Source organism: Luteibacter sp. HA06 (assembly GCF_054061215.1).
In genome coordinates this window covers 5,001,341-5,012,926 of sequence record NZ_JBSSDZ010000001.1, presented here as the reverse complement: position 1 = coordinate 5,012,926, position 11,586 = coordinate 5,001,341, and the positions used below count along the sequence as shown (strand labels likewise).

Genomic DNA, 11,586 nt, shown 5'->3' with positions numbered 1-11,586 from the left:
TCGATGTCGTCGCGGGTGATCAGCGTGACCGGGGCGAGGACTTCGTCGAGCGGCGTCGCCGCGCGGTTGGCGGTGACCACCACCGGATCGAGCCGGTCGGCGGGCGCGTCGGCCGCGTGGGCGGCGGCGATGGACGACAGCAGGGCCATCGCGAGCAGGGTCTTCTTCATGGAGCCGTTTCCTTAGTGCGTCGCTAGAGGCGACACGGAGGACAAACGGCGAACGGCATGCGGGCACGGATCGACCCGGAACGCTGTCCGGATCCGCCCTCCGCGAATCGCCCAACATAAAACGCCCCGCGATAGTCGCGAGGCGAATGCATCGGGCCGGTCTCCGGACTCACGCCAGCCACTTACCGTGGCGGAACCCGGCGCCTTCCCGCTTGCGCAGTGGCGTTTGGCCGGTTTCCGGAAGGCCTTCAGGCCGTCCTGTCGCTTACCGTTGCGGGGGCAGTGCCGGAATAGTCGCGAGGCGACGCACCGGCTTCCCGTTTCATCCCTTCCGACGACTGCCGGTCGGGACACCCGAACGGCGCCACTTTAGCGGGCCGCCGGGTTGGTGTCACGCGAATTTAACAAATATGAGAGCGTCAGCCGACAACGCGGACGCCGCCGATCCAGGTCTCCACGACCTCATGGTTCTCGTTCATCACGACCAGGTCGGCGCGGTATCCCGCGGCGATGTGGCCGTGCGTGGCGCCGAGGCCCAGGAACGCCGCGGGGTAGGTCGACGCCATGCGGGCGGCTTCGTCATAAGGCACGCCGACCATGTTGATCGTGTTGCGCACGGCCGTGGCCATGTCCAGCGCGGAGCCGGCCAGCGTGCCGTCGGCGGTCTGGCAGACGCCGTCCTTCACCGTGATCGTCTCGCCCTTGAGCACGAAGGTCGGATCGTCCGAGCCCACCGGCGGCATGGCGTCGGTGACCAGCATCATCTTCTCGCGGGCCTTGGCGGCGATGGCCACTCGGAGGGACGCGGGATGCACGTGGTGACCGTCGACGATCAGGCCACACCAGCTGGCCGGATCCTCGAGTGCCGCGCCGACCACGCCGGGTTCGCGGCTGGTGAACGGGGTCATCGCGTTGAACAGGTGCGTGAAGCCGCGCACGCCCGTGGCCAGCGCATTGCGGGTGGTGTCGTAATCGGCGGCCGTGTGGCCCGCGGCGACGATGACGCCGTTGGCGACGAGTTCCTGCAGCACGGCGGCGCTGGCGCGTTCCGGTGCGAGGGTAAGCAGGGTGACGCCGCCGTGGCGGCGCGAGACCATCGCCACGTCACTGGCATCGGCGATGCGGAACTTCGCCGGATCGTGCACGCCCTTGCGCTCGGGCGCGATGAACGGACCCTCGAGATGGATGCCGAGAACGCCCGGGACACCCTGGGCGAGGGCATCGTTGACCGCATCGATGGCCTTCGACATGACGTCGACATCGTCGCTGATCAGGGTTGGCAGGAAGCCGGTCGTGCCGAACTTCGCGTGCGCTTCGCCGATCCGGCGGATCGCGTCGACCGTGGGCACGTCGTTGAACAGCACGCCGCCGCCGCCGTTGACCTGGCAGTCGATGAAACCCGGCAGCAGCGTGTGCCCACCGAGGTCGTGGCGTTCGGCCGCGCGCACGCGCGGATCGGAAGGCAGCGCCAGTCCGGTGATCTTTCCATCGTCGATCAGGACGGCGAAGCCACCCTGGAATCCGTTATCGGTAAGGACGCGGCCGTTGACGAGGGCGATGGTCATACGAGGAAACTCCATGGATCAGACGGTTTCCGTCACCTTGTTGAGGTGCGGCGGGACGTCGGGATTGAAGCCACGGCGCAGCGCGAGTGCGGCGGTGGCGCGATAGAAGCTCTGGACGGTGACCAGCACCGCGGCGATCGGCGCGGTGGCGACGAGCGGGAGGATGTCCTCGCCTGTCGCGCCCGGTGCGGCAACCCACACCTTGGCCCCGCGCTTGCGGAACTCGGCGGCGACATCGAGCACGCCCGGCAGGGTGTCGTCGTTCTGCGCAAAGAACAGCACGGGAAAGTCCGGGCCGACCAGCGCCATCGGGCCGTGCTTCACTTCGGCCGCGCTGAACGCTTCGGCGTGCAGGCCACAGGTTTCCTTGAACTTGAGCGCGGCTTCGAGCGCGCCAGCGAAGCCAAAGCCGCGGCCGACGACGAACAGGTTGTGCGCGTCGACCAGGCCGTCAGTGAGGGCAGACCAGTCGGCATCCCAGCCATGACGAAGCTGCGCGGGCAGCGCGGTGATTGCGTCGGCGATCTCGGCCTTGCCGCTCCAGCGGGCGGCGATATGCAGGATGGCGAACAGGGCGCCCAGATAGCTCTTCGTCGCGGCGACGCTGGTTTCCGGACCGGCGTGCAGCGGGATGACCACGTCGGCGACATCGGCCAGCGGCGAGTCCACCACGTTGACCAGGGCGACCACGTAAGCGCCGGCTTTCTTCGCCGCTTCCGCGTTGCGGACAAGGTCGGGGCTCTTGCCGGACTGCGAGATGGCGACGTAGAGCGCGCCGTCGAGGCGCTGCGCGGCATGATAGATCGAGGTGACCGACGGCGATGCCGACGCGGTGACGACACCGAGCTGGGTCTCGAACACGTACTTGGCGTACATCGCCGCGTGGTCCGAGCTGCCGCGTGCGCAGGTGATGACCATGCGTGGCGGCGTCGCGCGCAGGCGTTCGGCGAGCGCGCCGATCACGGCTTCGTTGTTGGCGAGTTGCCGCTCGACGACCTCGGCGGTCTCGTGCGCTTCGCGGAACATCAGGGTGTCTTGCGGCTGGATCGTCATGGTCTGGTTGGCTCGTTAGTCGCTGTGCAGCTCGGCGACGAAGTCATAGATGTCCCCGCGATACCAGGAACAGGTGAATTCGACGATCCGGCCGTCGTCGAGGAAGCTGCGGCGTTCGATGCTGAGTCCCGCACTGCCGGCGCTCAGGCGCAGCAAGCGCGTCTGTGCCGGGCCGAGAACCACCGCGCGCAGACGCTGCAGGGCACGCAGCGGGCGGTTGCCCAGTTTGTCGAGGGCTTCGTAAAGCGAATCCTCGACCAGGCTCGGGTCGGGCAGGAGCGATAGCGGCACCGCGCTGCGTTCGATCGCCAGCGGTTCATCGCCGGCGTAGCGCAGGCGGTGCAGGCGGACCACCTGGGTGCCCGGCGACAGGTTCATCGCCATGGATTCTTCGGGAGTGACTTCGCCGATGGCGCGTTCGAAGAACTCCGAGCGTGGGTTGAGGCCGCGGGCGCGAAGGTCTTCGGTGAAGCTGGTCATCCGCGACAGCGGCTTGACGATGCGTTCGGAAACAAAGGTCCCGGCGCCGTGGCGCTGGGTGAGGAGGCCATCCTCGACCAGTCCACCGATGGCCTTGCGCACGGTGACCCGGGACAGGGTGAGGGCTCTGGCCAGGTCGCGCTCGCTCGGCAGGGCGTGGCCCACCTGCACCTCGCCGTTTTCGATCACGTTACGGATGGCCCGGCGCAGGCGCATGTACGCCAGCGGCAGCCGGGCGGCCGGATCGTGTTGAAGGCGCTGGTATTCGGCGACGAGAGCGATTTCCATTCCCGGAAGATACCAATACCCGACCACTGGGGCAAGCGCGTACAAGTCAGTCCATACCACCGGCCGATTCAAACAGTCGTTTGCACGATCCAAATGAGCGCTGGAACCGTTTACGTTGGGTTATCGTGCCGTGAATGGTGGCGAAACGTCGCGGCGATTGGTACGGGGCTGGTATGTCCTGGTATGTCACTGGTACGATCCGGTGGCATCTTCCCTCGACGTTGAACAGGCCACTGTCGTGAGCGCACAACTCCTGCCGATCGAGCCGTTCGATCTGGTTATTTTCGGCGGCACCGGCGATCTCGCCGTCCGCAAGCTTCTTCCCGCCATGTACCACCGCTTTGTCGATGGTCAGATCCAGCCGAGCAGCCGGATCATCGGCGTGGCCCGAGAGGGTCTCGACGACGCCGGGTACCGTGAGCAGGTTCGCGTCGCGATCGAGAAAGGCGTGGCGCATGTCGCCAAGGCCCAGCTCGACGCCTTCATCGCGATGATCGGCTACCGCTCGCTGGACGCCCGCAAGGCGGACGGCTGGGACGAGTTCTCGGCCCTCATGGCGGCGCAGCCCACGCACATCCGCGTGTTCTACCTGTCGACCTCGCCGGACATCTTCACCGACATCTGCCAGCGCCTGGGGTCCCTGGGCCTGAACGGTGAGCGCTCGCGTGTCGTGCTGGAGAAGCCGATCGGCCGCGACCTGCAGAGTGCGAACGCGATCAACGATGCGGTCGCCGGCTATTTCACCGAATCGCAGACCTACCGCATCGACCATTACCTCGGTAAGGAAACGGTGCAGAACCTGCTGGCGCTGCGCTTTGGCAACGCCCTGTTCGAGCCGCTGTGGAACGCCCAGCACATCGACCACGTGCAGATCACCGTCGCCGAAACCGTGGGTGTCGGCCATCGCGCCGGCTACTACGACCGTGCCGGCGCCCTGCGCGACATGGTCCAGAACCACATCCTGCAGCTGCTGTGCATGCTCGCCATGGAGCCGCCGTCGTCGCTGGCACCGGACGCCGTGCGCGATGAAAAACTCAAGGTGCTGCGTTCGCTGCGTCCTATCGACGCCAGCAACGCCGGCCAGCTCACCGTACGCGGCCAGTACCGCGCCGGTGCGGCCGAAGGCCAGAGTGTCCCGGGTTACCTGGACGAACTGGGCAGCGACCAGTCCAAGACCGAAACCTTCGTCGCCCTCAAGGCGGAGATCGGTAACTGGCGCTGGGCCGGCGTGCCGTTCTACCTGCGCACCGGCAAGCGCTTGCCCAACCGTGTCTCCGAGATCGTGGTGACCTTCCGTGCCTTGCCGCACTCCATCTTCGATCCCGCGAACGGTCCGCTGCTGCCGAACCGCCTGACGCTGCGCCTTCAGCCGGATGAAGGCGTGAAGCTGTGGCTGACCATCAAGCACCCGGGTCCGGGTGGCTTGCGCCTGCGCCACGTGCCGCTCGACATGAGCTTCGCCGCGGCCTTCGGCATCCAGCAGCCGGATGCCTACGAGCGCCTGATCCTCGACGTGGTGCGCGGCAACCCGACCCTGTTCATGCGTCGCGACGAAGTCGAGGCGGCATGGAACTGGGCCGGTCCGATCCTCCAGGCGTGGGAAGGCAGCGGCGATACGCCGAAGCCGTATACCGCGGGAACCTGGGGTCCGAGCGCCGCCGTGGCGCTTATCGAACGTGATGGCCGTACCTGGGCCGAGGACGCTGCCTGATGAACGCAAAAGTAAATCGCCACGAATTCGCCGATCGCCTGACCCTCGGCGACACGCTCGCCAAGGACATTGCGAGCAAGCTCGACGCGGCCGTGAAGGCGCGCGGCAAGGCCAGCATTGCCGTCAGCGGCGGCAGCACGCCGAAGCTGCTTTTCGCCGTGCTGGCCGAGCAGGAAATCGAGTGGTCGAAGATCAGCGTCACGCTGGTCGACGAGCGCTGGGTGGACGAGACCAGCGACCGCTCCAACGCGGCCCTGGTCAAGAAGCACCTGATCTCGCATGAAGCGCATGTCGCGACCTTCCTGCCGTTGTTCGACGCGGCACATGCCGATGATGTCGACGCCGCGCTCGCGGACGTGGGCAAGCGCGTCGACGCCCTCGGCAAGCCGTTCGACGTCGTCGTGCTCGGCATGGGTCCGGACGGCCATACCGCATCGTTCTTCCCGGGCGGCGATCACCTCGCACAGGCACTCGACCTCGATGGCAAGCAGAGTGTGCTGTCGATGCGTGCGAAAGACGCGGGTGAACCGCGCATCACGCTCAGCCTGCCCCGCGTGCTCGATACGCGTGCGCTGTACCTGCACATCGAAGGTAACGACAAGAAGGAAATCCTCGACAAGGCAATCGCCGGTGGGGATTTCCCGATCGCTGCGGTGCTCAAGCAGGATCGCACCGCCGTCGACGTGTACTGGTCGCCCTGAGTTCGACGTTTCAACGCTTCAATGCAAGCCATCGTGCCGCGCGGGATACGCGCGGCCCGGATCGCCCGGCGGGGGCCGGCGATCCCATTACGTAGCCACGCGGAACTGCCATGAACATCCACCCCATCCTCGCCGAGGTGACTCAGCGAATCGTCGAGCGTAGCCACGTCTCGCGCGCCGCCTACCTGGCGAAGATCGACGGCGCACGCGGCAAGGGCGCGAAGCGGCATCACCTGTCGTGCGGCAACCTCGCACACGGCTTCGCCGCCTGCGGCGAGAACGACAAGGACGCGCTGCGCAACGGTCACGCCGCGAACATCGCGATCGTCACCTCGTACAACGACATGTTGTCCGCGCACCAGCCGTACGAAAGCTATCCCGAGCGCATCCGCGCCACCGCGCGTACCTTCGGTGCGACGGCCCAGGTTGCTGGCGGCGTACCGGCGATGTGCGATGGCGTCACGCAAGGCCGTCCGGGCATGGAGCTGTCGCTGTTCTCGCGCGACCTCATCGCCATGGCCACCGCGGTGTCGCTGTCGCACGACATGTACGAAGGTGCGCTTTACCTCGGCATCTGCGACAAGATCGTGCCGGGCATGCTGATCGGTGCCTTGAGCTTCGGTCATCTGGCCAGCGCCTTCGTGCCGTCAGGCCCGATGCCCTCCGGCATTCCCAACGAAGAGAAATCCAAGGTCCGACAGGCCTTCGCCATGGGCAAGGCCACGCGCGCCGAGCTGCTCGACGCGGAAGCCCGCTCGTACCACGGCTCGGGCACGTGCACGTTCTACGGCACGGCCAACTCCAACCAGATGCTGATGGAGATCATGGGCCTGCACATCCCGGGTGCCAGCTTCGAAGCACCGGACACGCCGTTGCGCGAAGCGCTCACCGCCGCCGCCGTCGAACGCGTGCTGGCGACGGATTGCCTTGGCGATCACTACATGCCGATCGGTCGCATCGTCGACGAGCGTTCCATCGTGAATGGCGTCGTCGGCCTGCATGCCACGGGTGGTTCGACTAATCACCTGCTCCATCTGGTTGCCATCGCGCGCGCCGCGGGTATCGATTTACGCTGGGACGATTTCGACGCGCTATCGGCGGTCGTGCCGCTGCTGGCACGCGTGTATCCGAACGGCTACGCGGACGTGAACCACTTCCACGAAGCGGGCGGCATGGCCTTCCTGATGGACCAGCTGCTCGACGCCGGCCTGCTGCATGGCGACGTGAACACCATCATGGGTCACGGCCTTGAAGCGTATCGCCACGTGCCGCGTCTCGAGAACGACGCGCTCGCCTGGCAGCGTGTTTCGAAGGAGAGCGGCAATCGTGGCGTGCTCCGCTCGATCACCGAACCGTTCCGTCACGACGGTGGCCTGCGCATGCTTTCGGGCAACGTCGGTCGCGGCGTGATCAAGGTTTCTTCGGTACCCGACGATCGCATGATCATCGAAGCGCCGGCCATCGTGTTCGACGAACAGGACGACGTGAAAGTCGCCTTCGATCGCGGCGAACTCAATCGTGACTTCGTCGCCGTCGTGCGTTTCCAGGGGCCGCGTGCGCGCGGCATGCCCGAGCTGCACAAGCTCACGCCGACGCTGAGCCTGCTGCAGGATCGTGGCCATCGTGTCGCCCTGCTCACCGACGGTCGCATGTCCGGCGCCTCGGGCCGTGTACCGGCAGCGATCCACGTCACGCCTGAAGCCGAAGCGGGCGGTCCCATCGCGCGTATCCGCACCGGCGACCTCGTGCGCCTGGACGCAGTGGCCGGCACGATCGAAGTGCTGGTCGACGCCGACGAGTGGAACGCGCGCATTCCCGACAACATCGACCTTGCCATGCATCACACGGGCATGGGTCGCGAGCTCTTTGCCATGTTCCGCCAGTCCGCCGTCACGGCCGACCTCGGTGCGGGCGTCTTTTGATTCTCCGGAGCAGTACCTGATGAGCAACGAAGCGAAGCAGCAACTCGTCGAAGCCACCCTGCGCCTGGCGCCGGTGGTTCCCGTGGTGATCATCGAAGACGCCTCGAAGGCGGTCGGCATGGCGCGTGCGCTGGTGGCCGGCGGCATTCCGTCGATCGAAGTCACCCTGCGTACGCCAGCCGCCCTGGATGCCGTGCGCGCCATCGCCGCGGAAGTCGAAGGTGCCTTCATCGGTGTCGGCACCGTGCTGACCGCGCGTGATCTCGAGGCCGCCTACAAGGCCGGCGCGAAGTTCGCCGTCTCGCCGGGCAGCTCCCCGCGCCTGCTCGACGCCGCCGCCGACCACGACCTGCCGCTGCTGCCGGGTGCCGCTACGTCGAGCGAGGCGATGAATCTGCTCGAGCGCGGTTACCGCTTCCAGAAGTTCTTCCCGGCCGTACCGGCCGGCGGCAGCAAGCTCATCGGCGCCTGGGCCAGCCCCTTGCCGCAGATCACCTTCTGCCCGACGGGTGGGATCAGCCTGGCGAATGCGGCGGAGTTCCTCGCGCTGCCGAACGTGGTCTGCGTGGGTGGTTCGTGGCTGACACCGGCGCACCTGCTGGCCGCGGGTGATTTTGCGGCGATTGAGAAGCTGGCGCGCGAGGCCTCGCAGCTGGGTCGCTGAGCCTGTCGCTTTGGTGAAAAAGCATCGCCGCTGAAGCGGCTCCCACAAGAGCGACCCGCTTTGTGTGGGAGCCGCTTCAGCAGCGATGCCCTTGTGAAACCCACTTCAGCGGCGATGCTCTTGTGGGAGCCGCTTCAGCGGCGATGCTTCGTGCGAAACTTCTCATCTTCGCCGCACCGCGACACCCCCTGCCCATGATCTATATCCTTCTAGCCGTCGCCTTCAGCGTCGCCGTTTCCGTCCTGCTGAAGCTCGCTCGCCGCGCGAACGTCGACATCGTCCAGGCCGTCGCTACCAACTACATCGTGGCAGCCGGCCTCGCCGTATGGCTGCTGGGTGCAACGCCCCAGGCGGCACTCCAGTCCGACGCCCGCGTGCCTCTCATCCTGCTTGGCGTCCTCCTGCCGGCGATCTTCGTCATTCTCGCGCGCTCCGTACGCAGCGCCGGCATCGTCCGCACCGACGTGGCACAGCGACTCTCGCTGTTCTTCTCGCTGGCCGCGGCCTTCCTTCTCTTCGGTGAAGCGCTGGTGCCGCTGAAGGTGCTCGGCATCGTTCTCGCGCTGGTCGCCGTCGTATGCATCCTGTGGCGTAAGGATCGTGCTGAGCGCACCGGCTGGCTCGCGCCGCTGGCGGTATTCGCCGGCTTCGGCGCCATCGACATCTGTTTCAAGATGATCGCCCAGGCGCATGCGCCGTTTCCCAGCGCCCTCCTCGCCTCGTTCCTCATCGCGATGGTGCTTTGCTGGATCGCCGTGTTCGCCCGTGCGCTCATGCGCAGGGCACCGCTCTCGTTGCGCAGCGTCGGTTTCGGCGTCGTGCTCGGTGCGGCGAACTTCGCCAACATCCTGTTTTACATCCGCGGCCACCAGGCACTGCCGAACGATCCGTCGCTGGTGTTCGCTTCGATGAATCTCGGCGTAGTGCTTCTCGGTGCGCTGGTCGGCGTAGTGGCGTTCCGCGAAAAGCTCTCGTGGCTTAATTGGTTCGGCTTGTTGATCGCTGTCGCTGCGATCGGCGTGATGACAATGGCCTGAGCCGCCATCGATCAGGCCTCAGCGGGATGCATTGGCTACAGGCGTGTGAACCATTCAGCCACAGTGCCAGATAGCACGATGTCAGCGTGGTGCCGCATGGGATCCTTGACGCCGTGCCCGAGCGTGACCAGGACGAGTTGAGTGCCTTCGCGGCGCGCGAACTTCATGGCTGGGACGAAATCGCTGTCGGCGGTAACCAGCACGATGAGCGAGGAAAGCTTCTTAAGCGTGAGACTCGCCATGTCGAGCCCGATACGCATATCCACGCCCTTCTGACCGACTATCGGTTTGATGTCGTCGGCGCGAAGCGTGAGACTTTCCTCATTTACCTTCCGAAGATCCTTCTTCGGCGCCCAGCCATCGATAGATAGTTCGCCGAGGCGGTTCGCGAAGAAGTCTTGGCATGCCAGTTCGTTATGCATGGCTTCGCTGGCTCGATAAGCCCTGCTTGTACTGAAGTCGAGCCGTTCCTTGGAGAAGGGATTCTCGATGACCTCGGCAGATGGCGCCGCATCGTAGAAATAGATCCGATGGAGGCGGCGGGAAAGCAGGAGGGGGTGGGTTCGAATAGCCGCCGAAAGTCGAGCAATGTCGCTACACGTGGCAGGTCTCGTCGCGCTGCCGGTCTTTCGCCTGACAAATGCGCCATCAAGCATGATGGAATAGGTGAGCATCCGTTCTCCAGGTTGACCGCCAGGCAGGTGGAGGGCGAACCTCGCTTATATGTCACCCGCAGGGCAGTCGTTTCTTGTGTCTACGCAGGAAGCGCGAACACTTAACAGGTGGAGGGCGAGCCTCGCTTATATGTCACCTGCAGGGCAGCTGTGTCAGGTTCAAATCCTTGAACCGTCGCCATTATCTATGCAGGACGGACACAGTCAACGGCATATTCGCCGACAAGCGCTGTAGGCATTCACAACCGCCGCGGCGCCGTCGACCCGCGAACAACGAGATCCGGGCTGAAACCCTCGTTCTCGATGACATGCTCATCGCCATCACGCTCGAGCTCCGCGATGAGCCGCTGCGCCGCATGCCGACCGATCTCTTCGGTGTTCTGCCGCGCGGTGGTCAATGCCGGCCACGATTGCTTCGAGAACGGGCTGTCCTCGAAGCCAGCGATCGAAAGTTCCCACGGCACGTCGACACCACCCGAGCGCGCAGCGGCGAGAACACCGGCCGCGATCTCATCGTTGGAACCGAAGATCGCGGTCGGTGGTTCCTTCAATGCGAGCAGCTTGCGCGCACCACGGAAACCATCGTCGAACGAATAGTCCCCCTCGACCACGAGCTTCTTGTCCACGGGCAGCCCGTACTCGCGCAGCGCATCCTCGTAGCCCTGGTAGCGCTCCGGGCTTGAGCGATGCTCCTTGCCGCCCCAGAGGAAGCCGATGCGGTGATGGCCGAGCTGGATCAGGTGCTCGGTGATCGCATAGGCGGCGTCACGGTCATCCACGAAAACGCACGGCCAGCCGTCTTTCGGATCCTGCCGGGCGGAGATGATCCGTACGAACGGAATCTTGTGCTCGGTGAGGATCGCGAGGAGCCGTGGTTGTTCGGACATCGGCGGGGCGAGCACGAGACCGGCCAGGCGATTGCGCCGGACCAGGTCGCACAGTTGCTCGGCCAGTTTGGGCGCCGACGAGTCGCAGGGATGGATCTGCAGGCCGAAGCCGCGCTCCCGGCACACCGACAGCACGCCATTCTGCATGGCGATGACGTAGTGGGCGTTGGGGTTGTCATAAACCAGGCCCAGCGCGTACGTCCGGGCGCTGCGCAGGCTGCGCGCCGCCTGGTCGGGCTGGTAGTCGAGGGCATCGATGGCACGCTGCACCTTGTCACGGGTGCGCGCATGGACGGACGGCTCGTGGTTGATGACGCGGGAGACGGTCTTCAGCGACACGCCGGCCCGCTCGGCCACGTCCTTGATGGTAGGGCTACGCAATCTCGGACCCTCAATAGCAAGACGGCCATCCTAGCGGATGGCCGTTACGTAGC

Annotated in this window: 10 protein-coding genes and 1 riboswitch; of the genes, 5 read left to right on the top strand and 5 right to left on the bottom strand. The window is 65.6% G+C overall.

Annotated features, from left to right (window positions below; translation table 11 throughout):
- Positions 1–307: 307 nt before the first annotated feature.
- Positions 308–543: riboswitch (cobalamin riboswitch) on the bottom strand.
- A 46-nt stretch (positions 544–589) separates the two neighbouring features.
- Genes nagA through ACVWWJ_RS22990 form a run of 3 tightly spaced genes read right to left on the bottom strand, consistent with a single transcriptional unit; the run spans position 590 to position 3,556 of the window.
- On the bottom strand, positions 590–1,735 hold the full coding sequence (gene nagA, locus ACVWWJ_RS23000; protein ID WP_456969638.1) for an N-acetylglucosamine-6-phosphate deacetylase: 1,146 nt from the start codon (positions 1,733–1,735) through the stop codon (positions 590–592).
- 18 nt (positions 1,736–1,753) lie between these two features.
- Positions 1,754–2,788 (bottom strand): SIS domain-containing protein, encoded by a 1,035-nt coding sequence (locus tag ACVWWJ_RS22995; protein WP_159890308.1) that lies wholly within the window; start codon positions 2,786–2,788, stop codon positions 1,754–1,756.
- A gap of 15 nt (positions 2,789–2,803) precedes the next feature.
- On the bottom strand, positions 2,804–3,556 hold the full coding sequence (locus ACVWWJ_RS22990) for a GntR family transcriptional regulator (RefSeq protein ID WP_159890310.1): 753 nt from the start codon (positions 3,554–3,556) through the stop codon (positions 2,804–2,806).
- A 238-nt stretch (positions 3,557–3,794) separates the two neighbouring features.
- On the opposite strand from ACVWWJ_RS22990, the gene zwf reads away from it, so the two are divergent.
- The 5 genes from zwf to ACVWWJ_RS22965 all read left to right on the top strand — a co-directional run bounded on the left by zwf (position 3,795) and on the right by ACVWWJ_RS22965 (position 9,591).
- Positions 3,795–5,267, top strand: a complete 1,473-nt coding sequence (zwf, locus tag ACVWWJ_RS22985) for a glucose-6-phosphate dehydrogenase (protein WP_159890312.1) — start codon at positions 3,795–3,797, stop codon at positions 5,265–5,267.
- A complete protein-coding gene (pgl, locus tag ACVWWJ_RS22980; RefSeq protein WP_456969637.1) occupies positions 5,267–5,968 on the top strand; it encodes a 6-phosphogluconolactonase in 702 nt (233 codons plus the stop codon). The genes zwf and pgl overlap by 1 nt, the downstream gene beginning before the upstream one ends.
- Positions 5,969–6,078: 110 nt before the next feature.
- Positions 6,079–7,890, top strand: a complete 1,812-nt coding sequence (gene edd, locus ACVWWJ_RS22975) for a phosphogluconate dehydratase (RefSeq protein WP_456969636.1) — start codon at positions 6,079–6,081, stop codon at positions 7,888–7,890.
- Positions 7,891–7,909: 19 nt separating this feature from the next.
- Positions 7,910–8,554 carry a bifunctional 4-hydroxy-2-oxoglutarate aldolase/2-dehydro-3-deoxy-phosphogluconate aldolase gene (eda, locus tag ACVWWJ_RS22970; RefSeq protein ID WP_200851538.1) on the top strand — a complete coding sequence of 215 codons (645 nt, stop codon included), beginning with the start codon at positions 7,910–7,912 and terminating at the stop codon, positions 8,552–8,554.
- A gap of 194 nt (positions 8,555–8,748) precedes the next feature.
- Positions 8,749–9,591: an EamA/RhaT family transporter gene (locus ACVWWJ_RS22965; protein ID WP_456969635.1), complete on the top strand. Its 843-nt coding sequence runs from the start codon at positions 8,749–8,751 to the stop codon at positions 9,589–9,591.
- Positions 9,592–9,626: 35 nt separating this feature from the next.
- Here ACVWWJ_RS22965 and ACVWWJ_RS22960 read toward each other — a convergent pair whose 3' ends face one another.
- Both ACVWWJ_RS22960 and ACVWWJ_RS22955 read right to left on the bottom strand, forming a co-directional pair.
- Positions 9,627–10,265, bottom strand: a complete 639-nt coding sequence (locus ACVWWJ_RS22960) for an NYN domain-containing protein (protein WP_456969634.1) — start codon at positions 10,263–10,265, stop codon at positions 9,627–9,629.
- A 239-nt stretch (positions 10,266–10,504) separates the two neighbouring features.
- Positions 10,505–11,533: a LacI family DNA-binding transcriptional regulator gene (locus ACVWWJ_RS22955; protein ID WP_159890322.1), complete on the bottom strand. Its 1,029-nt coding sequence runs from the start codon at positions 11,531–11,533 to the stop codon at positions 10,505–10,507.
- Positions 11,534–11,586: the final 53 nt, after the last annotated feature.

What these genes read in the sequence shown, in the direction of transcription:
- ACVWWJ_RS22990 (WP_159890310.1), bottom strand. Translation starts at nt 3,556, where the DNA reads ATGGAAATCGCTCTCGTCGCCGAATACCAGCGCCTTCAACACGATCCG.
- edd (WP_456969636.1), top strand. Translation starts at nt 6,079, where the DNA reads ATGAACATCCACCCCATCCTCGCCGAGGTGACTCAGCGAATCGTCGAG.
- pgl (WP_456969637.1), top strand. Translation starts at nt 5,267, where the DNA reads ATGAACGCAAAAGTAAATCGCCACGAATTCGCCGATCGCCTGACCCTC.
- ACVWWJ_RS22965 (WP_456969635.1), top strand. Translation starts at nt 8,749, where the DNA reads ATGATCTATATCCTTCTAGCCGTCGCCTTCAGCGTCGCCGTTTCCGTC.
- ACVWWJ_RS22995 (WP_159890308.1), bottom strand. Translation starts at nt 2,788, where the DNA reads ATGACGATCCAGCCGCAAGACACCCTGATGTTCCGCGAAGCGCACGAG.
- ACVWWJ_RS22960 (WP_456969634.1), bottom strand. Translation starts at nt 10,265, where the DNA reads ATGCTCACCTATTCCATCATGCTTGATGGCGCATTTGTCAGGCGAAAG.
- eda (WP_200851538.1), top strand. Translation starts at nt 7,910, where the DNA reads ATGAGCAACGAAGCGAAGCAGCAACTCGTCGAAGCCACCCTGCGCCTG.
- nagA (WP_456969638.1), bottom strand. Translation starts at nt 1,735, where the DNA reads ATGACCATCGCCCTCGTCAACGGCCGCGTCCTTACCGATAACGGATTC.